The sequence below is a fragment of the Streptomyces sp. NPDC102258 genome, from assembly GCF_055584685.1.
In genome coordinates this window covers 87,496-111,664 of sequence record NZ_JBVJLO010000013.1, presented here as the reverse complement: position 1 = coordinate 111,664, position 24,169 = coordinate 87,496, and the positions used below count along the sequence as shown (strand labels likewise).

Here is a 24,169-nt window from a genome sequence, read left to right as displayed (position 1 = left end):
CGCGCGCTCCATCACTCCGTGCAGAGAAACCTAAGACCGGTTATGACCCTGGCACGGGGCAGGCGGCGCAGAAACCCCTAACGGTCCCCTACGGGCCCCTATGGGGGTCCCGCGCATTGCCTGGCACATATGCGAGTTGCGACCGCATCATAATGCCCACGAAGAGGGGCGGGCGCAAGAATTCGGAGGAATTGAAATTCGGGACCTGGGGCCCCTTTGCGGCGCGGTGGTGCCCGGGTACGAAGCGGAGGGGCGGTCACGGGGACCGCCCCTCCGCCTCCGGGGGTGCGCCAGTTGGTCTGTGGTGTGCTCCGGTGTGGTCTCGTGCGGTGCGGTGCCGCGGGCCGGCGCCCGGGCGGGCGCCGTGCGGCGGCGTCAGTGCCGGGCCGGGACCCGTTCGAGGAACGGGGCGAGCAGGCCCGGTACGGCGTCCTCCGCGAGGGCGAGGCCGTCCGTGAGGGCCACGTCGCGGATCTTGTAGACACCGTTGCCGGCGGCGGTGGCGGCGCCGAGGGTGAGCAGGCCGGCGCGGCGCTGGAAGACGGAGCGGGTGAGGGACCAGCCGATGACGCCGTCCGTCTGGAGGGCCGCGGTGCGGCGGGTGAAGGTGCCGGACCGGGTCACGAGGTAGGGGCCGTGGACGGCGTGGCCGAGGTTGCGGTAGGCGTCGAAGGCGAAGGCCACGCCGGCGCAGAGCAGGACGACGGCGGTGATCCATCCGGTGTGGACGAGGACCGGGGTCAGCCACAGTCCGAGGCCGACGAGGGGGGCGGCGATCAGGACGGACCAGGTCAGGGCGCGGTTGACCCGGCGTCGCAGGGCGGCGCGGGGGTGCGGTGCGAGCCGTGCCGCGGTGATCGGGGATTCGCTTTCGCCGAGGACGTCGGCGGCGATGCTCCGGGCCAGGGCCAGCGGGACGGGCGGGGTGAGGCGGCTGCGGCTGCTGTTCTCGTCCTCGTCGCCGAGGCCGCTGGCGACGGCCTTGACGCGGGCGCCGCCGGCCCAGCGCAGCAGCAGCGGTTCGGCCAGTTCGGCACCGCGCAGCCGCTGTTCCTCGATGCTGACGGAGCGGGTGACGAGGAGGCCGCGGCGGACCCGGAGCAGGCCGGTCTCGGGCCGGTCGAGGCGGTAGCCGCCCCAGCCCTCTATGAAGGTGGCGGTGGAGCCGGCGATGCCGATGAGGACGATGGCGACGAGGGCCACCAGGAGGCCGTACCAGAGGGGTACGGAGCCGAAGCGGTCCTCCAGGTCCTTGACGACGCCGAGTTCCAGCGGGTCGACCTTCATCTCGTGCAGGGTGCGGTAGACCGAGCCGACGGCGATGAAGACGCCGCCGACGCCCCAGAGGGTGAGCGGCGCGTACCGCAGCCATGCCCAGTCGAGCTCGGCGAGGGTGGCGTCGGTGTCGGGGTCGGCGGTCTTCAGGCCCTGGCGGGCGTGGCGCAGTTCGCTGAGCCGCCCGCGCAGTTCCTCGGCGTCGCGGACGGCGAGGCCGTCCAGGGACAGGCCGCCGCCGGAGGTGGCCTGGTCGCCGGTGGAGATCTTCAGAGAGGTGAGGCCGAACACCCGGTGGAGGGGGTTGGCCGTCAGGTCGACGCTGCGGATGCGGTCGACGGGGATCGCGCGTTCGCTGCGGAAGAACCAGCCCTTGTGGAGTTCCACCCGGTTGTCGGTGATGCGGTACCGGGTGGTGAGCAGGCGCATCACGCTGATGCCCGCGATGACGAGGCAGGTGATGAGGAAGGTGGCGCAGGTGATCAGGACCTGAAGGGTGATCTTGCCGCCGGTGAGGACGGTGGTGGCGCCGAAGGTGGCCAGCGGTGCGGCCACGACGCTCAGGTTGACGAGGAACAGGCGGGGGTTGAGGCGTCCCCACGTATCGGTGGCGGCCGTATCGGTCTCGGCCCGGTCGGCGTGCCGTGCCGCGCTGTCCCGGGTCACGTCGCGTCTCCCGGTACGGCCTGGGTGGCGCTGGTGAGCCGCTCGACGAGCTCGGTGGCGGTCCGGTGGTCCAGTCCCTTGATCTTCACCGCGCCGGCTGAGGAGGCGGTGGTGGCGGTGATCCCGGAGAGCCCGAAGAGCTGCTGGAGCGGGCCGCGGAGCATGTCGACGGTCTGGACGCGGGACAGGGGGACGACCCGCCAGCGCTGCCAGAGCCATCCGGAGGCGGCGTAGACGGCCTCGTCGGTCATCTCCCAGCGGTGCACCCGGTAGCGCCAGATGGGCATGATGCCCATGTAGAGGAGGCCGGGGACGAGGGTGATGAGGAAGAAGGGCCCGAAGACGAAGCGCGCCGGAGTGATGAACAGCCAGAGCACGCCGAAGACGATCGGGAGCGGCAGGGCGAAGAGGGACGACTGGAGGGTCCACCAGCCGATGGCGCGGGTCTCGACCCGGTTGCGAGGCGGACGGAGCCTCAGTTCTTGGTTGTCTAGCACTGCGTCACCCTGGTTCCTGAAGGATCTTGGATCGTCGCCGGTCAACTCGTACCGCCTGGTTTCGCCGGTCAACTCGTACCGCCTGGTTCTCGGTTCGCGTCACGGCCGTCGGCGACCGGTGCCGTCGCGGCCGGTACGGCACGCAGCCGGGACAACAGGACGGCGGCCCGGGCTCCGGCCATCGACAGCGACATCAGGGCGAGCGAGCTCTGGAGGGCCTCGACGCCGCTGAGTTGGTAGTCGGTGGTGAAGCGCGCGATGCCCGCGCCGTACCAGTGTTCGCAGCCGTACGCGAAGAGGATCTGGGCTCCGAAGAGGAAGGCCCAGACGGCCGCGTGGCCCGGCCCGCCGACGCTGCGGACGTCTCCCGCACGGTCTTGGTGGGCGGTGAGCAGGGCGCTCGCGACGAGTCCGCAGATGCCGCCCACACCGATGGCGGCGAAGTGCAGCGACATGTCGTTGCCGGCCGTCGGGAACGAGTGTACGCAGACGCCGATGACGACGACGGCCACCAGTGTGGGGCCGGTGATCCTCAGGACGGTGATGCGCCGGTTGCCGGAGTCGGTCGCGAGGATGACGGCCAGGATCGTCGCGCTGGTGATGACCGCCGTCGTGAACTGCCCCACGTGACCGAACCCGCCCTTTCCGCACTGCCCCGACGTCCGTCGTCGCGGCGCTCCGTCCGCTGGTTCCACCGTAGGCGGGGCGGGGCGGCCGGGGTGCCGACCGATCGGTGGGACCGGCTGTCAACCGATCGACGGACACCGTCGGGGCTCGTGGTAGGACTGGTGCCGTGCACATTTACACGCAGGAGGAGGTTCCGCGGAAGGCCCACGATCGCGGGCTCGACTCGGGGGGCCGCTGGTTCGGTCTGTGGGACGGGTACTTCGCCGTGTCCTACCTCGTCACGGTCGCCTTGCTGTTCACCTCCGGCGAGGGCCAGGTCCACCGGGCCTTCGCCATCGGGGCGCTGACGCTGATCGTGCCCTGGTACGCGGGGGTGGGCCGCAAACCGATGATCGAGCGGACCAGGGGGCGGCGCAACCTCGTCTTCTCCGCCGGCCTGTTCCTGTTGTTCGCCTTTTCCAGCACGCTCGACCTCGGGGGCTCCTTCGCGCTCTTCGCGGTGGTCCCGATGCTCATGATGAGCCTGTCGATACCGCCGGCGATCGTGCTGGTCGTCCTGGCCAACCTGTGGCCGGTGACGGTGGTGTGGCTGCGGGCCGGGGAGTTCGACCCGGCGATCCTCTCGGTGCTGCCCATCTCGCTGCTGGGCATCGCCCTGTCGGTGCTGCTCGGCCTGTGGATCACCCGGGTGGTGCAGCAGAGCTCCGAGCGGGCCGAGCTGATCGACGAGCTGCGGCGCAGCCGGGAGCGCGAGGCGTACCTGTCCCACCAGGCCGGCATCTCGGCCGAGCGGGAGCGGCTCGCCCGGGAGATCCACGACACCCTGGCGCAGAGCCTGACCAGCATCATCAGTCTGGTGCAGGCCGCGGAGTCGGAGGTCGTGGGCAATCCGGATCGGGCGCGGTCGCGGCTCGGCCTGGCGGGACGGGTCGCCCGGGACAGCCTGGCGGAGGCCCGCGGGTTCGTCTCGAAGCTGACCCCGCCGGCGCTGCGGGAGAGCTCGCTGGTGCGGGCCGTACGCCGGCAGGCGGACCTGCTGAAGGAGGAGACGGGCCTGGCGGTGCGGTGCACGACCGGGGGCGAGGAGCAGGCCCTGCCGATGGCGGTGAGCGTGGTGCTGTTGCGCGCGGCGCAGGAGGCGTTCGCGAACGTGCGCAAGCACGCGCGCGGCGCCCGGGAAGTGGAGGTACTGGTGGGGTACGCGCCGCTGGAGGTACGGCTCGTGGTCCGCGACGACGGCGCGGGCTTCGCTGTGGACGCCGGACCGGAGGCCGGGCCGGGGGCCGGGCCCGGGGCCGGGGCGGACGGGGGCGACGCGCAGAGCGGTTTCGGGCTGCGCGGAATGTGCGCCCGGGTGGCGGAGATCGGGGGAACGGTGCGGGTCGACAGCAGCCCGGGTGCGGGGACGACCGTGGCGGTGACGGTGCCGCTGGGCGCGGCGGGAGAGGAGTCGGACGGTGAGTGAGCGCGACCCGATCGGGGTGCTGCTCGTCGATGACCACCCGGTGGTGCGGGAGGGTCTGTCGGCGATGCTGGAGCTGGACGCGGGCATCCGGGTCGTGGGGCAGGCCGGCTCCGGCGAGGAGGCGGTCCTGCAGGCCGGGCGGCTACGGCCGGACATCGTCCTGCTCGACCTGCGGATGGGCGCGATGGACGGGGTGACGGCGACCGGTCACATCCTGCGGGAGTCGCCCGGTACGAAGGTGGTCATCGTGACCACGTACGAGGACGACGCCGACATCCTGCGGGCGGTGGAGGCGGGCGCGGCGGGCTATCTGCTCAAGGGCAGTTCGCGCGAGGAGCTGGTGCAGGCGGTGAAGGCGGCGGCGCGCGGTGAGACGGTGCTGACGCCGTCGCTGGCGCCGAAGCTGTTCCGGGCCCGGGTGGTGGAGCCGCCGGTGCTGTCGGAGCGGGAGCGGGAGGTCTTGCAGCTGGTCAGGCAGGGCCGGACCAACGCGGACATCGGACGGCGGCTGTTCATCAGCGAGGCGACGGTGAAGACCCATCTGCTGCGGTCGTTCAAGAAGCTGGCGGTGTCGGACCGCACGGCGGCGGTGATGGCGGCCCTGGAGCGGGGCCTGCTGTCCTGACGGGCCACCGCGCGGCCGGCCCGCGCGGTGGGCGGGGCAGGGCGGGGCGGGGGCCGGGTGCCCGGGGTCGCACTCCCCCGGGCACCCGGCCCCCTTTTTTCTTGCATCGGGTTCCCCGCACGGGACCCGCGTCAGGGGCGTCAGGCGATTCCGGGCAGGCTGAGGTCCCAGAGCCGGCCGGGCAGGTCGCGGCGCCGTTTGACCTTCAGCTTGCGGTAGATCCTGGTCAGGTGCTGTTCGACCGTCGAGACGGTGACGTACAGCTTCGTGGCGATCTCCCGGTTGGTGTGGCCGCGCGCCGCCAGCAGCGCCACCCGGGCCTCGGCCTCGGACAGCACCTCGGCCTCGTTCGGCGGTTCCGCCTCGCGCCCGGCCACGGCGGGGACGGGTTCGCCGTCGCCGCGGCCCGGGGTGAACTCCTGGCACAGCGGCTGCGCCCCGCAGGACTTGGCGACGTGCCAGGCCTTGCGGACGAGCATCCGGGCCCGGTTGAAGTCTCCGGCGGCGCGGTGGGCGCTGCCCAGTTCCCCGAGCGTCCTGGCCAGTTGGAGCCGGTCAGGACCCTGTTCCAGGATCTCCACGGCCTCGGTGAGCCGCTTCAGGCGGTAGCCGAGGTCGCCGCTGGTGCGGGCGAGCGCGTAGAGCAGGGGACCGCGCGGGCGGGCGCCGGCCGGGGCCGTCTCGCGCTGGCGCTGCTGTTCGACGTACTCCCGGGCGCGCGGCACGTTGCCGATGGCGAGCCACGCCTCGGCGGCGTCCAGCCGCCACGGCGCCGGTTCGGCGGCCTCCATGTTCCAGGCCTGCATCAGTTCCCCGCAGGTGAGGAAGTCGCGCAGGGCGGCGTGGTAGCGGCCGGTGGCGAGGTGGCAGCGGCCCCGCGCCCGGAGGTAGTGCAGCCCGAGCCGGGTCTCCAGCATCGTCTCGGGTACGGGCTGTTCGAGCAGGCTCATCGCCTCTTCGATGTTGCCCATCTGGGTCTCGGCCTCGATGAGGACGCCCAGCGGCAGGGCGACGCCCACACCCCAGCACGGTACGGATATCAGGGACATGGCCTGGCGGGCCTGGGCGGCGGCCCCCGGCAGGTCGCCCTGGCGCAGGGAGATCTCGGCCCGGACCACGCCGAGGGCCGCTTGCCAGGTCGGCGCGTTGTGGGCGGAGCACTCGCCGAGCAGCCGGTCGATCCAGGTCAGCGCGAGGTCCAGGCGGCCCGCGTAGACGAGCGTCAGGGCGGCGAGGACGAGGGGGGTGAGGGTGCGGTCGCTGAGGTGGTAGCGCTGCAGGACCCGGGTGGCCTCGGCGACGGCGGCTTCGGCGTGGCCACCGCGCAGCGCGGTGCGCATGGCCTCGGCGGCGGGTACGTGGGCGTCGTCGGGCATGTCGTCGTGGGCGGCGGTGCCCGCGCCCGCGAGGAACCGGCCCGCGGCCGGTGTACGCGGGTGGCCGGGCGCGGTGGCGCCGGGGGTTCCGGCGGGCGCTCCGGCCGGGGCTCCGGCGAGGGCTCCGCCAAGGGCTCCGGCCGGGGCGAACACCTCCCGTACGGGAGGGCTGATCACGGACAGCCAGTCCTGGGCGGCGGCGAGCGTGCCGGGTTCGTAGGCGAAGGGGGCTCCGGTCTCCCGCGCCGTGTCGGCGTCGCTCTGCAGGCGGCGTATCTCCTCGGCGGCCTGGCGGGCCTCGCCCATCCAGGCCAGGCAGGACACGGCGTGCAGCAGGTCGCGGTCGGTGAGCCGGCCGGCGCAGAACTCCCGGGACAGCTGGCGCAGGTGGCTCTCGGCGGCGACCGGGCTGCTGCGCCAGACGATGCTGACCAGGCGGGACTTCAGGGCGGTGCGGCGGGAGCCCTCGGGGCAGGAGTCGACGGCCAGTTCACCGCAGCGCAGGGCCAGTTCGGGGTCGCCTTCGACGAGGGCGTACTCGGCGGCGTCCTGGAGGACCGGGATCGCCCAGTCCTCCACCGGCTTGCGGGCGGCGAGCAGGTGGCGGGCGACGTCGAGGGAGGCCGCCCCTTCCTGGTGCAGGAGCCGCGCGGCGCGCTGGTGCAGTGCGGACAGCGCCCCGGGCGGGGTCGCGGTGAGCACGGCGGTCCGGGTCGCGGCCGCGCGGAAGGCGCCGTCGCGCAGGATCCCGCACCGTCCGAGGTCCTGGACGGCCTGTTCGGCGGTCTTGACGTGCACGTCGGTGATGCGGCTGAGCAGGGCGGGCGGGCAGGAGTCCCCGAGGACGGCGATGCCCCGGGCGACGGCGGGCACGTCGGGGTCACCACGGTGCAGGCAGTCCAGGACGGCGCGCTCGAAGGTCTCGGCGGGGTGGAGCGGCTGGAACGGTTCGCTGTCGCCGAGCGTGGCCAGACCGTCCTCCAACAGGGCCTTGACCAGCAGCGGGTTGCCGCCGGTGGCCTCGTGGCAGTCGGCGGACAGCCGCTGTGCGGCGGCGGTGGAGAAGTGGCCGCCGAGGAGGCGGCCGGTGCCGTCCGCGCTGAGCAGGGGGAGGCGGAGGGTGGTGCAGTTGGGCTGGCGCTTGAGTTCGGCGTGGAAGTCGAGCTGGGCGGGCAGCAGGCGTACGGCCTCGGTGAGGACGACCAGGACACCGGCCTGGCGCACCCTGCGCGCCAGACACAGCAGGAACGCGCGGGAGAGTTCGTCTCCGTGGTGAACGTCGTCGACGGCGATGACGACGGTACGGTCCCGGGCGATCCGCAGCAGCGAGGCGCAGACGTGGGGCAGCACCCGCATGCCCGACTCGACGGCGCTCGTGGCGTCGGCGCCGTCCTCGGCGTGGGCGCTCACCCCGTCGAGCAGCGCGGTGGCTTCGGCGTGGACGGCGGGGTCCAGCGGTGCGGCGCTGTCGAGGATGCGGCGCAGGATGCCGAAGGGAAGGTAGCGCTCGGCGCGGGAGCCCGCTGCTTCGAGGACCAACGCCCCGTCGTTCAGCGCCTGTTCCGTGAAGCGTTCCAGCAGGGTCGTCTTCCCGCCGGCGATGGGGCCACTGATGACGGCGACGCGTCCGCGACCCCGGCGGGCGCTGTCGAAGAGGCCGTTCAGCGTCTCCCACTCGTACTCGCGCTCGATCAGCATCGCCTCCACGGCGTCCCCTTCCCCCGGCCTGCCTGAGCGTGCCCTGCCCTGCACTGCGTCGTGCCTCCTCGCGCCCCCGCCGGGCGGGCGGGGTGATTGGGGTGGTCCGGGGCGCTCCGGCTCCCCTCCGTGCGGGGAGGGGGTGTGCCGGGCGCTCCGCGGATCCCGTTCGTCCGTACGTCGCCGGGCCGGCCGCCGGTCGTGCGGTCCGTCCCGGCGTGCTCAGCCCTTCGGGGCGGCGACCGTCGCGAGGCCCTCCGAAACGATCTTCAGGATGCGCGCCTGGTGCCGGGCGAGAAAGAAATGACCACCGGGGAAACAATGGAGGCCGAATTCGCCCCGAGTGTGCGCTTCCCAGGCTTCCGCTTCCTCGCGGCTGGTGCGGGGGTCGGACTCGCCGGTCAGCACGGTGAGGGGGGCGTTCACCGTGTCATCGGCCGCGGCCCGGTAGTTCTCGATCGCCGTGTAGTCGCTGCGAATGGCGGGGAGCACCATGCGGAGAATCTCCTCGTCACCGAGAATGGCCGCGTCGGTACCGCTGAGTTCCCGCATTTCGGCGACGATGCCGTCGTCATCGCGCAGGTGCACGGTTTCGTGGCGGAAACTCGACGGTGAGCGCCGGCCCGAGGCGAAGACGCGGACGGGGCTGATCCCGTGGTCACGCTCCAGCCGGCGGGTCACCTCGAAGGCGAGGACGGCGCCCATGCTGTGGCCGAAAAACGCCAGCGGCTTGTCCGTCCAGGGCAGGAGTGCGCTGGTCAGGGCGTCGGCGTAGACGCCGATGTCGGTGATCCCCGGCTCGTGCCGGCGGTCCTGGCGTCCGGGGTACTGGACGCTGACGACGTCCACCGCCGGGGCCAGGGCCTGGGACATGGGGAAGTAGAAGGAGGCGGATCCGCCGGCGTGCGGGAGGCATACCAGGCGGATCGGGCTTTCGTCCGCGGCGTGATAGCGGCGGATCCAGCCATCGGTATTACGGTTGTCGATCAAGGGATGAAAACTCCGTGTTCCAGTCCGGAGCAGCGCCTGAACCCGGCGATCCGAGCTCATTCGCGGCTTCCGCACACGCGTTCCGTTGCCCTATGTCTAGCAGAGCGCCAAACCCCCCAGTACCCCTAAGTTCCGAACCCCTATACGCCCGAAAATCGCCACCCGTGGCGCCGCGTGGCCGAAACCGTTCACAATTCAACCGTTGACCCGGGGCTCGCCGTCCGGTCCCGGCGGGCGGAACGGAGGGACGCCGGAGCGCCGGTGGAGCGGCCGCTGGACGGCGCGTTTCCTGGGTAGTGCCCCGGGATGAGCACCGTACGCCCCGCCAAGGGGTACTCCCGTGACAGCCGTTACATCACCACCCGCATCACCGCCGACGGCCGCGACGGCCGCCCGGTGGAGCCGGGCCGCTACCGCCTCGTGGTGAGCCGGGCCTGCCCCTGGGCCCACCGCGCGACGATCGTCCGACGGCTCCTCGGCCTGGAGAAGGCCCTGCCCATGGCCGTCGCCGGACCGACGCACGACGTCCGCAGCTGGACCTTCGACCTCGACCCCGGGGGCCGCGACCCGGTGCTCGGGATCGAGCGCCTCCAGGAGGCGTACTTCGCCCGCGATCCGGAGTACGACCGGGGCATCACCGTGCCCGCCATCGTGGACGTGCCGAGCGGCGCCGTGGTCACCAACGACTTCGCGCAGATCACCCTCGACCTGTCGACGCAGTGGACGGCGTACCACCGCGCCGGAGCGCCGGAGTTGTACCCTGCGGCGCTGCGGGCGGAGATCGACGCGGTCAGCGAGGAGATCTACACGGACGTGAACGACGGCGTCTACCGCACCGGCTTCGCCAAGACGCAGGAGGCGTACGAGGCCGCGTACGAACGCCTCTTCGCCCGCCTCGACCGGCTCTCCGAACGGCTGGAGCACTCCCGCTACCTCGTCGGCGACACGATCACCGAAGCGGACATCCGGCTGTTCACCACACTCGTACGCTTCGACGCCGTCTACCACGGCCACTTCAAGTGCAACCGGAACAAGCTGAGCGAGATGCCGGTGCTGTGGGCGTACGCCCGGGACCTGTTCCAGACGCCCGGCTTCGGCGACACGGTCGACTTCGACCACATCAAGAAGCACTTCTACCTCGTGCACAGCCACCTCAACCCGTCCGGCATCGTCCCCGCCGGCCCCGACCCCTCAACCTGGCTCGCCCCCCACAACCGCACCACCCTCCCCGCCCACCCCTTCGGCAACGGCACCCCGCCCGGTCCCCCCGTCCCGGCCGAGGCCGTCCCGCCCCTCACCACTGCCCCTTGATGCGGAAGCCGCGGAAAGTCGGGACCGCCGAGCCGGGTGTCCGCGTGTTCCCGCCGCGGGCCCGTCGGCGGGCCCGGGCGGGCGCGGGTCCGCTGCCGGTGCCGCCTGGTCGCGCAGCTGGCCGAGGAGGCGTGCGAAGCGGGCTCGGGCCACGATGTCCGCACACAGCTCGGCCGCTCCCGCAGAGGGCGGTTCCCTAAGGACACCCAGGTCCTCGGCGATGCGGAGCAGGCGGGCGGGCTGCCGCTGCAAGCCCATGATCAGCAGCGCGGTACCCGTACGGTGACTGCGCTCGCGCAGGGTGCGGATGAAATGGAGGCCGGTCAGGTCCATGAAGGGGACGCCGCCGAGGTCCAGGACGACAGCCTCGACCGGCGGCAGCGTGCGCAGGAGCAGGGCACAAGTCGCATTCGGCCGAGAGGTCGACCTCGCCCGTCATGGTCATCAGCAGGGTGTCACCGAGCGGCGTGACCACGGTTTCGAAGGAATCCACGGGTTCCTCCCTCCACAGCGGGCCTTACCTGCCTCACCGGCCCGTATCGAGCGGCGTCGGGACCGGCTGCTCACCACCATGGCCCTTCACCGGCCCCGGCACAACCCGCCCTCCGCCGCGCCGGGCCTTCGCGTGGCGGCGCAGCAGCACAGCGGGGAAGAACCAGCAGAGCCCGCACCAGACGACGAGCACGCCGGCCACCTCGACCGCCTGCGAAGCGTCGGCGATCCGTCGCAGCACCAGCAGGACTCCGAGCGTGATCATGGCCAGCAGCAGGACCATCCCGGCCGCCAGCATGCGGGACGCCCATCCCACGGCCTCCGGCTTGACCTGCAGGCCCGCCACCAGGCGGTGGATCGCGACCGGTGCCGTCAGCGCGCCCATGGCGGCGACCCCGCATGCCAGACACCAGACGTACAGGGTCCGGTCGCCTGCGGGCAGGCGTGCGAACGCGGGAGTGAACGCACCGGCCAGCAGAAACGCCAGCAGCAGCTGGACCGCGGTCAGCACCAGACGGATCTCCTGCAGGAGATCCGTCCAGAGCCGGTCGGCCCGCTCGTCGCACGTCTCCTGGCGTTGTCCTACGTTCGCGTTCCTGATGTTCACCGCGCACCACCACCCGCCTCGCCGGGCCCGCCCGCGTTTCGGCCGCGCGCGACCGGCGTCTCTGGGCGACTACCCTCCGCCCCGGCGATCATGCCGACGCCGTCACCCCGGCCGGGGCGGGCGGGGACGGGAGGAGTCGCATCGGCAAACGCCCCCGATGGGAGAAAAGCAGTTCGTCGGCGTGTGATTTCCGACGTCATGGACAGGCGCCGGTTGCCGCGGTCTCGCCGGTCCGCCCGGACCTTCCGCGGCGAGGAGGACATCATGCGAGCAAAAGTGCTGATCATCGCCGTATTCACCGCGTCCCTCGCGTGCCCGGGACTGTCCGCGGCCAGCGCCGCTCCCGCCGCTCCCACTCCCGGCAGCGCCGACGCCCGGTTCGTCCAGATGGTCCACCAGAGCAACCTGGCGGAGATAGCCGCTGGTCAGGACGCCCAGAAGAACGCGACGACGGACTGCGTCAAGCAGGTCGGTGCCGTACTGGTGCGCGACCACACCAAGCTGGATGCGGACCTCTCCGCCCTCGCGAAGAAGGGGAACGTCACTCTGCCGGGCGCCCCGGCCGCCGATCAGCGGGCCGCTCTCGCCGACGTACGGGCCAAGGCGGGCAGCTCCGCCTACGACACGGCATGGCTGGCAACCCAGGAAACCGGCCACACCAAAGCGCTCACCCTGATCGACCAGCAGATCCACCAGGGCAAGGACGCCGAAACCACGGCCGCGGCGAAGAAGGCCCGCCCGGTGGTCGCCATGCACCTGGAGATGGTCCGCGGCGGTACCTGCCACAGCACGTGACGAGGCGCACCGGGCCGGTCCGGCACCTCGTTCTCAGCGAGCGGCGTCCTGCAGCACCTCGTGCGGGGTGAGGGTGCGCCGTACGAGCTGCCCAGCCGCCTCGGTGGGGCGTTGCCCCTGTTCGCTCGCATAGCGAAGGAGGTGGCGCACGGCTTGTCCGGGGGTGCAGTCGGCGGTGGCGGCGATCATGCCCGCGGCCGTGTCCACCAGGGCTTTCCCGGAGAGGGCGGCCTGGACCCGGGTGACGACGTCGTCGGGCCGCAGCGGATCTGCCGTCCAGGTGAGCACGGCGGTGGTCGCGGCATCCGCGAGGCCCTGGAGGAGGTCGGTCTCGGTGGGGGTGAGGCCGGTGGGCCGGTGGGCGAGCAGGTTGAGGGCCCCGACCTGCTGGTGGCGCAGGCGCAAGGGCAGCGCGTGAGCGGCCCGGAAGCCCGCCGCCGCGGCCAGCGGCGTGAAGTCGGGCCAGCGGCCCGCGTGCTCGCCGAGGTGCTCGGCGTGGACCGGGCGACCGCTGGTGTACGCGTCGACGCAGGGGCCCTGGGCGATCTGCCCCTGGAACATCTCGGTGACCTCCACCTGGTCGGAGGTCGCGGTGACGGGGCGCAGTCGGCCGCGTGCGTTGGCGAGCATGACGCCGGCCGCGTCCATGCCGGTGAGGCGGACGCTGTGGTCGATCAGCCGGCGCAGCAGCACCAGGGGGTCGACATCGTCGGCCGTGGTGTCGGTGAGGCTGACGAACGCCTCGGTGATGTGCTGTTCGCGGGTCATGCCGGTCACCGTTTCCCTGCCGCGGTCCTGCGTACGAGCGGGCCTACTCATGGAACCTGATTCTCCCGGCGATCACGTCGTGGGCCGCCTCGGTCACGGACTGTCCGTTCCCGAACGCGTGCGCCCGCAAGCGGGCCAGGGCGTCCTCGGGACTCACCCCCAGGTGCACCATGATCATCCCTGTGGCTTGGTGGACCTCCTCATAATCGGTCTCCGCCGCGTCCAGCCAGTGGGCGGGGCGGACGCCGTCGTCGGAATCGTCCTGGCCGGGCAGGGCGAGGAGCGCCGTCGTGATCGCGTCCGCGGCCGGATAGGCGAAGGACCGGTCCCGCTGCGAGAGCGGCCCCGGCGTGTCGCGGTACAGGTCCAGCGTTCCGATGGCGCTTCCCCCGCTGCCCAGCGGCAGCGAGAACAAGGCCCGTACGCCGAGCGCGACGGCCTGCTCGGCGAAGACCGGCCAGCGGCGCGCGTCCTGTCCGCCCGCCAGGTCCGCCGCGAGCACGGGGGCGACGAGTGCCAGGGCGCTGCGGCACGGCCCGTCACCCAGCGTGTACTGCGCCTCCGCGAGCCGGCCGGCCCGCTCGTCGGAGGACCACCACAGCGCCCGGGCGTCACCCTCGGCCGCCAGCGAGACGGACGCTCCCGTCACGTCGAGCAGGTCGACGCACGCCCGGCACAACGCGGCCGGAAGCTGATGGGGGGACACACGTGACGCCGCGTCCGCGAAGACCTCCGAGGTACGTCGCTCTTCCCGCGCACCGAACCGGTGCTGTCCGCCGTCGTGAGGGACAGGGTCCACGACGCTCCACCTCCCGCAGCAGCTCCCGTTCATCGTCTCACCCCGGCGCCCCGGGCGAAGGCATCCGCCTCTCGGCTCGCAGAGCGCGCCGCTGCCTGCCAGGGCCCGTGCGCTGCTCCGTCAGGACGCACCCCGCCGGCTGCGGGCCACGTAGATGCCCCGGGCGCGTCCGCCCAGCGCCCGGGCCTCCAGGGCGGCGGCGAGCACCTCACCGGCTCCCCCGCCGGCTCCTGGAACCCCCGGTTCCGTCGGAGCCCAGGCGTCCACGACGGGTGACGTGCGGGTCCACGGATGACGTCTGCCGCGGATCACCGCGAGGAACCAGGGCCGTTCCCGTACGCATGCGGGGACCACGCCCACGGAGCGTGCGTCCCGGCGGGGGCCGTGGACCAGGTCGAGGACAACCGCCGATACGGTGGCGGGCAGGGCGGCCAGTGCGGCGCGCGCGCAGTCCTCTGTGCGGGCGTCCGGCTCGCCCCGCAGGGTGACCAGGGCCGTGTCTCCCAGTACCTGCACGTGCACGCGCAGCGCTCGCATCGCGGCCTCCGCACCAGAGCGGGCGGCAGCCCAGGGGCCGGGATCCCTCCGCGACCGGACGCACGACGGGAGTCGTACGACGTCCAGGGTCCAAAGCCGCGAACAGCACCCGTGCAGTGTGCTCAACATCGTCCCGCGTTCAAGCGGGCTTCCCGAAGCCTCAAACCGACAGAGCCAGGCTGGTCAGTCTTCGTCGTCGTTCCCCTACACCCTCCCACATGCCGGCAGGGATGGGCAGGCGCCGGCCCGCCGGGACCGCAGGGCTCCTACAGCCCGGTCCGGCTCCGTGGTACCCCGAAGGGGGCCCCGTCGAGGATCTCGTCGGCGACGCGGTGGCCGGATTCGGCGGCTCCGTCGATGTAGCCGGCCCAGCGGGTGGCGGTCTCGGTACCGGCCCAGTGCAGGGGGCCGACCGGGCGGCGCAGCGCCGGGCCGAAGCGGGTGAGGGTGCCGGGCACGGCGAAGGCTCCGTAACAGCCTCGGCTGTACTCCTCCTGCGACCAGTCGTGTTCGATGTAGGCGATGGGGTGGCGGGCCTTGGGGCCGAAGTAGCCGACGAGGTCGTCGATCACCTGGGCGCGGCGCTCGTCGGGGTCCATACGTGAGCCGGCGTCGGCGTGGCGGCCTTCGAGGAAGCCGACGAGCACGCCGCACGAGCCGTCGTGCGGGGTGTTGTCGAGGACGGTGCCGAAGGGGCGGTGCGTGCTGTTCGCCTGGCCGCTGAGGCCGGCGTGACGCCAGAAGGGCTCGGCGTAGGCGACGTTGACCTTGATCACCCGGCCCATCGGCATCCGCTGGACGAGTTGGTCGCGGTCGCCGGGAAGGCCCGGGGTGTACCGGATGCGGGCGGCGAGCGGCGGAGGGACGGCGATGACGGCCCGCCGGGCGCGGACGGTCAGGCCGCCGCTTGCGGTGACCCGCAGGCCCGAGGCCGCCGCGGGCTGCCACGCGATGCCGGTGACGGGTGCTTCGAGGACGATCCGGTCGCCGAGTTCTTCTGCCAGTGCGAGGGCGATGCGCTGGCTCCCGCCGACGACGCGGTCCTGCTGAGCCCCGCCGACGACGTTGATCAGCGGGTCGAAGCCGCCGGCCGCACCGACGTAGAAGGCGGCCCACAGCGCCGACATGTCCTCGGGCCCGGCGGAGAAGACCGCTTCGGTGACCAGCCGGAAGAATTGCCGGCCGCCCGGGGTGCGCGCGGTCCTGCGCAGCCAGGTGTCGAAGGTCTGGCGGTCCAGCTCCTCGGCCCGGGGCGCCCGCCACGGGTCGCTCGCCGCGACCCGGCGGGCGATCCGGTCCAGGCGGTACTGGGCCTGGCCGATGTCGGCGAGGACCAGGGGGTTCAGCCTGGGGATCCGGCCCGTGTACCGGCAGCGGGTGGCGCCGAACTCTCCGATGTGCTCGCCGTCCCCGTACGTCGGGTAGGTCCGCAGGCCCAGTTCCCCGATCAGTTCCATGGCCTGGTACTGGGTCGGACCGACCCACTGACCACCCACCTCGATGGGGGCGCCGCCCGGCAGTTCACTGTTGAGGAGCCGGCCGCCGACGCGGTCACGGGCCTCCAGGACCCGTACGTCCACTCCGTTCCGCACGAGGTCCCGGGCGGCCACCAGGCCCGCCACGCCGGCCCCGACGATCACCACGTCCGCTGACTCGCCCATCGCCCACCCCTTCGTACAGGAGTCAGCCGAACGACGGGATGATGTCGGAGCCGTAGGTGTCGATGACGGTCTCGCGGGCGTCGTGCATGGCGTAGAGGGCGAACTGGTCGACGCCGAGGTCGCGCAGGGACCGTAGCTTCTCGATGTGGGCCTCGGCCGGGCCCAGGAGGCAGAAGCGGTCGACGATCTCGTCCGGGACGAAGTCCGCCGAGGGGTTTCCGGCGCGGCCGTGGTGGCTGTAGTCGTAGCCCTGGCGGGACTTGACGTACTCGGTGAGGGCGTCCGGGACCAGGCCCGAGTGCTCGCCGTAGCGGGTGACGAGGTCGGCCACGTGGTTGCCGACCATGCCGCCGAACCAGCGGCACTGGTCGCGGGCGTGGGCGAGGTCGTCACCGACGTAGGCCGGGGCCGCCACGCAGATGGTGATCGCGTCCGGGTCCCGGCCGGCCGCCGAGGCGGCGTCGCGGACCGACTTGACCATCCACTCCGTCAGGTAGGGGTCGGCCAGCTGGAGGATGAAGCCGTCCGCCTTCCGCCCGGCCAGGGCCAGGGCCTTCGGGCCGTACGCGGCCATCCAGACGGGCAGTCGGCCGTCCTTGATCCACGGGATGCGGATCGGGTTGCCGTCGACCTCCGCCTCGCGGCCCTCGGCCAGGTCGCGGATCACGTCCATGGCCTCGCCGAGCCGGGCCAGGGTGTTGGGGGCCCGGCCGGCCACCCGCATCGCCGAGTCGCCGCGGCCGATCCCGCAGACCGTGCGGTTGCCGTACATGTCGTTGAGGGTGGCGAAGGTGGAGGCGGTCACCTCCCAGGTGCGGGTGCCCGGGTTGGTGACCATCGGGCCGATGGTCAGCTTCGTCGTGTTGGCCAGGATCTGGCTGTAGATGACGAACGGTTCCTGCCACAGGACCGCCGAGTCGAAGGTCCAGCCGTAGCGGAAGCCGTTGCGTTCGGCACGCTTCATGAGGCTGACGACCTGGGAGGCCGGCGGGTCGGTTTGCAGGACGAGGCCGAAGTCCATGTCTGAGCCCCTTACAGGTACTGGCAGGTCGAGCGGTGGAGGAAGGTGCCGTGCCCGGCCCGGCCGGCGTACTCGCGCCGGTCGATGACGAGTTCGCCGCGCGAGAGCACCGTGTCGACGCGTCCGGTGATCCGCCTGCCCTCGTACGCCGAGTAGTCCACGTTCATGTGGTGCGTCTCGGCGGAGATGACCTGCTCGGCGTGCGGATCGTAGAGGACGACGTCGGCGTCGGCGCCGGGCGCGATGGTGCCCTTGCGGGGGTAGAGGCCGAACATCCGGGCCGGGCTCGCGCAGGCGATCTCGATCCAGCGGCGGCGGCTGATGTGCCCGTCCACGACGGCCTGGTGCAGGAGGTCCATCCGGTTCTCCACACCCGGCAGCCCGTTGGGGATCTTCGAGAAGTCGCCCCGGCCGAGCTCCTTCTGGCCGCGGAAGCAGAACGGGCAGTGGTCGGTGGACACCACCTGGAGGTCGTTCGTCCGCAGGCCCCGCCACAGCGCCGCCTGGTGCTCGCGGGGGCGCAGCGGGGTGGAGCAGACGTACTTGGCGCCCTGGAAGTCGGGCTCCTCCAGGTTGTCGGTGGACAGGAACAGGTACTGCGGACAGGTCTCCCCGAAGACCGGCAGCCCCTTGTCCCGGGCGGCCGCCAGTTCGGCCACCGCCTCCTGCGCCGAGACGTGGACCACGTACAGCGGGGCGCCGGCGACCCGGGCGAGCTGGATCGCCCGGTGCGTGGCCTCGGCTTCGAGGAGCACCTTGCGGACCTCGCCGTGGTGGCGGGGGTCGGTCTCGCCGCGGGCGAGGGCCTGTTCGATGAGTACGTCGATGGCGATGCCGTTCTCGGCGTGCATCATGATCAGCCCGCCGTTGCCGGAGGCCCGCTGCATCGCCCGCAGGATCTGGCCGTCGTCCGAGTAGAAGACCCCCGGGTAGGCCATGAACAGCTTGAACGAGCTGATGCCCTCCTCGACGAGGGTGTCCATCTCCTTCAGGGTGCGCTCGTTGACGTCCGAGACGATCATGTGGAAGCCGTAGTCGATCGCGCAGTTGCCGTCGGCCTTGGCGTACCAGGTGTCGAGCCCTTCGCGCAGGGAGCGGCCCACGCCCTGTACGGCGAAGTCGACGATGGTGGTGGTGCCGCCCCAGGCGGCGGCGCGGGTGCCGGTCTCGAAGGTGTCCGAGGCGGCGGTGCCGCCGAACGGGAGTTCCATGTGGGTGTGCGCGTCGACCCCGCCGGGGATGACGTACTTCCCGCTCGCGTCGATCGTGTGGTCGGCGGTCCAGACGTCGGCGGCGGCCGTGCCGTGTGCGGCCAGGGCCGCGATCCGGCCGTCCTCGATGAGGACGTCGGCGTGGAGCTCGTCGGCGGCGGTGATGACCAGTCCGCCGCGGATCAGCGTGCGCGTGCTCATGGAACTCCCCTACGGCTGGACTACTGGATGCTGCGGAGGGCCTGTTCGAGGATCTCGGCGCCCTCTTCCGCCTCCGCGACGGTGAGGGAGAGCGGCGGTGCGATGCGCAGCACGCTGGTGTTGTGGCCGCCGCCCTTGCCGAGCAGCAGACCGCCGGCGCGGGCGGCCTCCAGGACGGCGGCGGCCGCCCGCGGGTCGGCCTCGTCGGTGCCGGGCCTGGTCAGCTCCAGTCCGGCCATCAGGCCCCGGCCGCGCACCTCCCGTACGGCGGGCACGGCGGCGCTGATGGCGCGCAGCCGCTCCAGCAGCAGGCCGCCGACGCGGCGGGCGTTGCCCTGGAGGTCGTGCTCCAGCAGGTACGTGAGGTTGGCGAGGCCGGCCGCCATGGTGACCGGGGAGCCGCCGAAGGTGGAGATGGAGTTGGAGTCCAGGCAGTTCATCACCTCGGCGCGGGCCACGACCCCGCCGATGGACATGCCGTTGCCGATGCCCTTGGCGAAGGTGAGGATGTCCGGCGGGCCGTTCTGCGCGTGAGCCTGCCAGCCCCAGAAGTGCTCGCCGGTGCGGCCCCAGCCGGTCTGGACCTCGTCGCTGATCCAGAGGATGCCGTGCCGGTCGAGGACCTCGCGGAAGGCTCCGTAGAGCCCGTCGGGCGGGGCGGTGAATCCGCCGACGCCCTGGATGGGTTCGGCGATGAGCGCGGCCACTCCCCCGCGCGCCTGGCCCAGTACGTCGTCCAGGTCGGCGACGGCCGCGGCGGTGAAGGCGGTGTCGTCGAGGTGGGCGAAGGGGCCGCGGGTGCGGACGGCGCCGTGGACGTAGTACGTCTGGAGCGGCGACAGGCTCGTCGGGGACCAGCCGCGGTTGCCGGTGACCGAGACGGTGGAGAAGGACCGGCCGTGGTAGCTGTTGCGCATCGCGAGGATCTGGTTGGAGCGCCGGTAGGTCGTCGCGAGCAGCAGGGCGGTGTCGTTGGCCTCGGTGCCGGAGGTGGTGAAGAAGACCCGGGCGTCGGGGATGCCGGACAGGGCGGCGACCCGTTCGGCCAGCTCGACCATCGGCCGGTTCAGGTACAGGGTGGAGGAGTGGATGATCCGCCCGGCCTGTTCGGAGACGGCCTTGGTGACCTCGGGGAGGGCGTGGGCGGTCATCGTGGTGAGGATGCCGCCGAAGAAGTCGAGGTAGCGGTTGCCGTCCGCGTCCCAGACGTGGCGGCCCTCGCCGTGGGTGAGCTCGATGGGGCGGTCGTAGTAGAGCGTGAGCCAGTCGGGCAGGACGGCGGCGTGGCGGCTGTGCAGCGGGATGGGGTTGGTCACGGCTGTACGAGTCCTCCGTAGGCGTCGGGGCGGCGGTCGCGGTAGAAGGCCCACTGGTCGCGGACTTCCTTGATCAGGTCGAAGTCGAGGTCGCGGACGAGGAGTTCCTCCTCCTTGTCGCTCGCCGTCTCGCCGACGAACCGGCCGCGGGGGTCGACGAAGTAGCTGGTGCCGTAGAAGTCGTTGTCGCCGTACTCCTCCTGGCCGATGCGGTTGATGGCCGCGATGAAGTACTCGTTCGCGACGGCCGCGGCGGGCTGTTCCAGCTGCCAGAGGTAGGCGGACAGGCCCCGGTGGGTGGCGGAGGGGTTGTAGACCAGCTGGGCTCCGGCGAGGCCGAGCTGGCGCCAGCCCTCCGGGAAGTGCCGGTCGTAGCAGATGTAGACGCCGACGCGGCCGACGGCGGTGTCGAAGACGGGCCAGCCGAGGTTGCCCGGGCGGAAGTAGTACTTCTCCCAGAAGCCCTTGACCTGCGGGATGTGGTGTTTGCGGTACTTGCCGAGGTAGCTGCCGTCGGCGTCGATGACCGCGGCGGTGTTGTAGTAGAAGCCCTCGGATTCCAGCTCGAAGACCGGTACGACGATCACCATGCCGGTCTCGCGGGCCAGGTCCCGCATTCTGCGGACGGTGGGGCCGTCGGGGACGGCTTCGGCCCAGCGGTAGTGCTCGGGCTCCTGGACCTGGCAGAAGTAGGGGGCGTTGAACACCTCCTGAAAGCCGATGATCTTCGCCCCCTGGGCGGCCGCCCGGCGGGCGTGCTCCTCGTGCTTGGCGATCATCGACTCGGTGTCCCCGGTCCAGGTGGCCTGGACGAGTGCGGCGCGGACGACTTGGGCCATGAGCTGCTCCTCGCGACGGTGACGCCGGCTTCTACGCACGTAGACGGTGTGCGTAGGGAGTCGAAGGTAGGCCTCGTCACAGCGCGGGGCAAGACCACCTTGCGCGGTTGGAGTAGTCGATCAAATTACGTCGCCGCGTGGTCGTTTGTTGTCAGCAGACGGGCGCGCCGCACCCGGTCGGGACCCCCGGAACGCCCCCGGTCATCCGGACCGTTCCGGCGGGCGGTCCTGGCCCGGCGGCGCGGGCGGCCCCGCGGAGTCGCCGCGGGAGCGCCCGTCGGGGGCGGTGCAGGCCGCGAGGAGGAGGCCCGCCGCGAGGAGGGCGCCGAGGAGCCCGAGGGCGATCCGCTGGGCTGCGTTCATGGCTGACACGCCTTGAGCTGTGCCCCGCGCCGCGGCCCCCGCCACGCCGCTTGGGCCGATCGGCGGCCGGATAGGCCCCGCCCGGGCCCGGGCGGGGGTCCGGTCAGACGGGTACGAGGGAGCAGCGGCGGATGACCTCGTCGAGGGAGAGGCCGAGCGCACCGGCGAGGGCCGCGACGGTGAAGAACGCGGGCGTCGGCGCGCGGCCGGTCTCGATCTTGCGGAGCGTCTCGGCGGACAGCCCCGCACCGGCCGCGACCTCGACCATGCTGCGGGTGCCGCGGGCCTCGCGGAGCAGGGCGCCGAGCCGCTCGCCGCGCTCGTGCTCTTCGGGAGTCAGGGGGGTACGGACCATGTCCCCATCCTACCCACTCCACCCCAATAACTATCCCGGTATAAATTTACCGGTATAGTTATTGGCATGGTGAAGCTCAAGACAGACGAAGCGATCGATCAGATGCGTGCCCCCGGCCGGGTGGTCGCGCACGCCCTGGCCGCCGTACGGGAGAAGGCGCGCGTCGGCGTCTCCCTGCGGGAACTCGACGCGGTGGCCCGGACGGTCCTGCGCGAGGCCGGGGCCTCCTCCCCCTTCCTGGGCTACCGGCCGTCCTTCGCGCCGGTGCCCTTCCCGGCCGTGCTGTGCGTCTCCGTCAACGACGCGATCGTGCACGGCGTGCCGGACGACTACCGGCTGCGCGACGGCGACCTCGTCAGCGCCGACTGCGGGGCGAAGCTCGGCGGCTGGGCCGGGGACGCGGCCGTCAGCTTCACGGTCGGCCGGGCCCGCCCCGAAGACCTGCGGCTGATCTCGACGGCCGAGGCGGCCCTCGCGGCCGGCATCGCCGCCGCTGTACCCGGCAACCGCGTCGGCGACATCGCCCACGCGGTCGGCACGGTCTGCCGCTCCGCCGGCTACGGCATCCCGGAGGGCTTCGGCGGCCACGGCATCGGCCGCGAGATGCACGAGGACCCGGGCGTCCCCAACGAGGGCCCGCCGGGACGCGGCACGAAACTGCGCGCCGGCATGGTCCTCGCGATCGAGCCGATGGTGATCGCGGGCGGTACGGACGACTACACCTGCGATCCGGACGGCTGGACCCTGCGCACCACCGACGGCAGCCGCGCCGCCCACGCGGAGCACACGGTCGCGATCACCGACGACGGTCCGAGGATCCTCACCGCCCTGTGAGGCCCGCGCCGCCTACGGCTTCCCGTACGGACGGACGACCATCGCCGAGCCGCCCCCGCGCCGGGTGGGTTCGGCGGCGGCCAGCCAGCGGCCGTCCGGCAGGCGCTGGACGCCGGTGGCGGCGCCGATCTCGGGGTTCTGCCGGAAACCCTGGCCGAGGGCTTCCAGCTCGGTGCGCAGCGGGCTGTTCCACAGGCCCGGTTCCAGTTCGGTGGTGGTCTGGTTGCGCTGGCTGGCGCGCGGCGCCGCGATGGCGTCCACCAGCGGCAGGCCCCGGTCCAGATGGCCCAGCAGGGTCTGCAGGACGGTGGTGATGATGGTGGCCCCGCCCGGGGAGCCGACGGCCAGGACCGGCCGGCCGTGCTCCAGGACGATCGTCGGGGACATCGAGGAGCGCGGGCGCTTGCCCGGGCCGGGCAGGTTCGGGTCCGGCACGCCGGGAGCGGCGGGGGCGAAGGAGAAGTCCGTCAGCTCGTTGTTGAGCAGGAAGCCGCGCCCCGGGACGGTGATGGCGCTGCCGCCGGTGGACTCGATGGTCAGGGTGTAGGAGACGACGTTGCCCCAGCGGTCGGCGACCGTCAGGTGGGTGGTGTTCTCCCCCTCGTAGGTGGTCGGGGCGGCCTGGCCCGTGGTGGCGCAGGGGGCCGGGTGGCGCGGGTCGCCGGGGGCGAGCGGGCTGGTCAGGGCCCGGTCGGGCCGGATCAGGCAGGCGCGGGTATCCGCGAACCGCTGGGAGAGCAGCTCGCGCGTCGGGACGTCCACGGCGGCCGGGTCGCCGACCCAGCGGCCCCGGTCGGCGAACGCGATCCGGGAGGCCTCGATGTAGCGGTGCAGGTACTGGGCCTCGGACAGCTTGGAGAGGTCGGTGCGCTCCAGGATGTTCAGCGCCTCGCCCACCGTGGTGCCGCCCGAGGAGGAGGGCGCCATGCTGTACACGTCCAGGCCGCGGTATCCGACCTGGCTGGGCGCCGGCCGCTTGACTCCGTACGCCCTCAGGTCGTCGGTGGTCAGGTCGCCCGGGCGGACCACGCGGGTGGCGGCCGGGTCGACGGGGGGCTTGCGGACGGCCCGGACGATGTCCTCGGCGAGCGGTCCCCGGTAGAGGGCGCCGGTGCCCTTGCGGGCGAGTTCCGCGTAGGTGGCGGCCAGGTCGGGGTTCTTGAAGGTGGAGCCCACCACCGGGAGCCGCCCGCCCGGCAGGAACAGCTTTCGGGTGGCGGGGAAGTCCTTGAAGCGGTCCTGGTTCAGCTCGGTCTGGGCCCGGAAGGTGGTGTCCACGGTGAAGCCGTCGCGGGCCAGCTTCTCGGCGGGGCGCAGCAGCCGGCCGAGCGGGCGGGTGCCCCACGCGTCGAGGGCGCTCTGCCAGGTGGCGGGGGTGCCGGGCACGCCGACGGACCGGCCGCTGGTCTGGCCCTCCTCGAAGGGGATCGGCACGCCGTTGTCCTGGAACAGGGTGGCGGTGGCGCTCGCGGGCGCGGTCTCGCGGCCGTCGATGGTCTGGACGCGGTGCGAGGAGGCGTCGTAGTAGACGAAGTAGCCGCCCCCGCCGATCCCCGCCGAGTAGGGCTCGGTGACGCCGAGCGCGGCGGCCGCGGCCACGGCGGCGTCCACGGCGTTGCCGCCGTCCTTCAGCACCGCGATCCCGGCGGCGGAGGCGTCGGCGTCGACGCTCGCGACGGCCCCGCCGTAGCCGGTGGCCACGGGGACCTTGGGCGGGGCGGCGGCGGACGGCGGGGCGGCGGCCCCCGTCGTGACGAGCGCCCCGGCGAGGGCGACGAGCGCGAACTGACGTGCGGCGGGACGGCGCATCCGGTTCCTCCAGTCGACGGCCTGTCAGACC

23 protein-coding genes are annotated in these 24,169 nt (G+C 72.5%); 5 read left to right on the top strand and 18 right to left on the bottom strand.

Annotation, left to right across the window (positions count from 1 at the left end; genetic code table 11):
* Positions 1 to 375: 375 nt before the first annotated feature.
* The 3 genes from ACZ6ZT_RS22585 to ACZ6ZT_RS22575 form a co-directional block, all read right to left on the bottom strand.
* Positions 376 to 1,941, bottom strand: coding sequence for a PH domain-containing protein (locus ACZ6ZT_RS22585; protein ID WP_469721566.1), 1,566 nt, complete (start codon positions 1,939 to 1,941; stop codon positions 376 to 378).
* Positions 1,938 to 2,438, bottom strand: a complete 501-nt coding sequence (locus ACZ6ZT_RS22580) for a PH domain-containing protein (RefSeq protein WP_469721565.1) — start codon at positions 2,436 to 2,438, stop codon at positions 1,938 to 1,940. Before ACZ6ZT_RS22580 ends, ACZ6ZT_RS22585 begins: the two co-directional genes overlap by 4 nt.
* 68 nt (positions 2,439 to 2,506) lie before the next feature.
* Complete coding sequence (locus tag ACZ6ZT_RS22575) at positions 2,507 to 3,064, bottom strand: hypothetical protein (RefSeq protein ID WP_469721563.1); 558 nt, start codon at positions 3,062 to 3,064, stop codon at positions 2,507 to 2,509.
* Between the two features lie 167 nt (positions 3,065 to 3,231).
* Between ACZ6ZT_RS22575 and ACZ6ZT_RS22570 the strand changes: the two genes are divergently transcribed.
* Positions 3,232 to 4,530: a sensor histidine kinase gene (locus tag ACZ6ZT_RS22570; protein ID WP_469721561.1), complete on the top strand. Its 1,299-nt coding sequence runs from the start codon at positions 3,232 to 3,234 to the stop codon at positions 4,528 to 4,530.
* Positions 4,523 to 5,155, top strand: coding sequence for a response regulator (locus tag ACZ6ZT_RS22565; protein WP_469721559.1), 633 nt, complete (start codon positions 4,523 to 4,525; stop codon positions 5,153 to 5,155). Before ACZ6ZT_RS22570 ends, ACZ6ZT_RS22565 begins: the two co-directional genes overlap by 8 nt.
* Before the next feature lie 140 nt (positions 5,156 to 5,295).
* Here the strand turns inward: ACZ6ZT_RS22565 and ACZ6ZT_RS22560 are convergent, their stop codons facing one another.
* Together ACZ6ZT_RS22560 and ACZ6ZT_RS22555 are read right to left on the bottom strand one after the other, a co-directional pair.
* A complete protein-coding gene (locus tag ACZ6ZT_RS22560; protein WP_469721580.1) occupies positions 5,296 to 8,229 on the bottom strand; it encodes a helix-turn-helix transcriptional regulator in 2,934 nt (977 codons plus the stop codon).
* A gap of 222 nt (positions 8,230 to 8,451) precedes the next feature.
* Entirely contained in the window at positions 8,452 to 9,219 is a 768-nt protein-coding gene (locus ACZ6ZT_RS22555) for a thioesterase II family protein (RefSeq protein ID WP_469721558.1), read from the bottom strand.
* 306 nt (positions 9,220 to 9,525) lie between these two features.
* On the opposite strand from ACZ6ZT_RS22555, the gene ACZ6ZT_RS22550 reads away from it, so the two are divergent.
* The gene (locus tag ACZ6ZT_RS22550; protein ID WP_469721556.1) at positions 9,526 to 10,530 is read left to right on the top strand and encodes a glutathione S-transferase family protein; all 1,005 of its coding nucleotides are present in this window, start codon (positions 9,526 to 9,528) and stop codon (positions 10,528 to 10,530) included.
* Here the strand turns inward: ACZ6ZT_RS22550 and ACZ6ZT_RS22545 are convergent.
* Positions 10,411 to 10,911, bottom strand: coding sequence for an STAS domain-containing protein (locus tag ACZ6ZT_RS22545; protein ID WP_469721579.1), 501 nt, complete (start codon positions 10,909 to 10,911; stop codon positions 10,411 to 10,413). The two genes, ACZ6ZT_RS22550 and ACZ6ZT_RS22545, sit on opposite strands and share 120 nt — an antisense overlap.
* Positions 10,912 to 11,056: 145 nt before the next feature.
* Positions 11,057 to 11,629: a DUF6328 family protein gene (locus ACZ6ZT_RS22540; protein WP_469721554.1), complete on the bottom strand. Its 573-nt coding sequence runs from the start codon at positions 11,627 to 11,629 to the stop codon at positions 11,057 to 11,059.
* Positions 11,630 to 11,893: 264 nt separating this feature from the next.
* On the opposite strand from ACZ6ZT_RS22540, the gene ACZ6ZT_RS22535 reads away from it, so the two are divergent.
* Positions 11,894 to 12,424, top strand: coding sequence for a DUF4142 domain-containing protein (locus ACZ6ZT_RS22535; RefSeq protein ID WP_469721553.1), 531 nt, complete (start codon positions 11,894 to 11,896; stop codon positions 12,422 to 12,424).
* A 33-nt stretch (positions 12,425 to 12,457) separates the two neighbouring features.
* Here the strand turns inward: ACZ6ZT_RS22535 and ACZ6ZT_RS22530 are convergent, their stop codons facing one another.
* The 10 genes from ACZ6ZT_RS22530 to ACZ6ZT_RS22485 form a co-directional block, all read right to left on the bottom strand.
* Entirely contained in the window at positions 12,458 to 13,192 is a 735-nt protein-coding gene (locus tag ACZ6ZT_RS22530; RefSeq protein ID WP_469721552.1) for a GAF domain-containing protein, read from the bottom strand.
* A 43-nt stretch (positions 13,193 to 13,235) separates the two neighbouring features.
* Positions 13,236 to 13,991: a GAF and ANTAR domain-containing protein gene (locus ACZ6ZT_RS22525; RefSeq protein WP_469721551.1), complete on the bottom strand. Its 756-nt coding sequence runs from the start codon at positions 13,989 to 13,991 to the stop codon at positions 13,236 to 13,238.
* 120 nt (positions 13,992 to 14,111) lie between these two features.
* Positions 14,112 to 14,528: a hypothetical protein gene (locus ACZ6ZT_RS22520; protein ID WP_469721550.1), complete on the bottom strand. Its 417-nt coding sequence runs from the start codon at positions 14,526 to 14,528 to the stop codon at positions 14,112 to 14,114.
* 266 nt (positions 14,529 to 14,794) lie between these two features.
* Entirely contained in the window at positions 14,795 to 16,189 is a 1,395-nt protein-coding gene (locus ACZ6ZT_RS22515; RefSeq protein ID WP_469721549.1) for a flavin monoamine oxidase family protein, read from the bottom strand.
* Between the two features lie 22 nt (positions 16,190 to 16,211).
* Positions 16,212 to 17,210 carry a TIGR03842 family LLM class F420-dependent oxidoreductase gene (locus ACZ6ZT_RS22510; protein WP_469721548.1) on the bottom strand — a complete coding sequence of 333 codons (999 nt, stop codon included), beginning with the start codon at positions 17,208 to 17,210 and terminating at the stop codon, positions 16,212 to 16,214.
* A gap of 11 nt (positions 17,211 to 17,221) precedes the next feature.
* Positions 17,222 to 18,622 carry a dihydropyrimidinase gene (hydA, locus tag ACZ6ZT_RS22505; protein WP_469721546.1) on the bottom strand — a complete coding sequence of 467 codons (1,401 nt, stop codon included), beginning with the start codon at positions 18,620 to 18,622 and terminating at the stop codon, positions 17,222 to 17,224.
* Positions 18,623 to 18,642: 20 nt separating this feature from the next.
* The gene (locus tag ACZ6ZT_RS22500; protein WP_469721545.1) at positions 18,643 to 19,938 is read right to left on the bottom strand and encodes an aspartate aminotransferase family protein; all 1,296 of its coding nucleotides are present in this window, start codon (positions 19,936 to 19,938) and stop codon (positions 18,643 to 18,645) included.
* Complete coding sequence (locus ACZ6ZT_RS22495; RefSeq protein WP_469721543.1) at positions 19,935 to 20,777, bottom strand: nitrilase-related carbon-nitrogen hydrolase; 843 nt, start codon at positions 20,775 to 20,777, stop codon at positions 19,935 to 19,937. Before ACZ6ZT_RS22495 ends, ACZ6ZT_RS22500 begins: the two co-directional genes overlap by 4 nt.
* A 201-nt stretch (positions 20,778 to 20,978) precedes the next feature.
* Positions 20,979 to 21,140, bottom strand: a complete 162-nt coding sequence (locus ACZ6ZT_RS22490; protein WP_469721541.1) for a hypothetical protein — start codon at positions 21,138 to 21,140, stop codon at positions 20,979 to 20,981.
* Between the two features lie 103 nt (positions 21,141 to 21,243).
* Entirely contained in the window at positions 21,244 to 21,495 is a 252-nt protein-coding gene (locus tag ACZ6ZT_RS22485) for a helix-turn-helix domain-containing protein (RefSeq protein ID WP_469721540.1), read from the bottom strand.
* Positions 21,496 to 21,561: 66 nt separating this feature from the next.
* Between ACZ6ZT_RS22485 and map the strand changes: the two genes are divergently transcribed.
* Positions 21,562 to 22,329 (top strand): type I methionyl aminopeptidase, encoded by a 768-nt coding sequence (gene map / locus ACZ6ZT_RS22480; protein WP_469721539.1) that lies wholly within the window; start codon positions 21,562 to 21,564, stop codon positions 22,327 to 22,329.
* Positions 22,330 to 22,341: 12 nt separating this feature from the next.
* Here the strand turns inward: map and ggt are convergent, their stop codons facing one another.
* On the bottom strand, positions 22,342 to 24,138 hold the full coding sequence (gene ggt / locus ACZ6ZT_RS22475; protein ID WP_469721538.1) for a gamma-glutamyltransferase: 1,797 nt from the start codon (positions 24,136 to 24,138) through the stop codon (positions 22,342 to 22,344).
* Between the last annotated feature and the right edge of the window lie 31 nt (positions 24,139 to 24,169).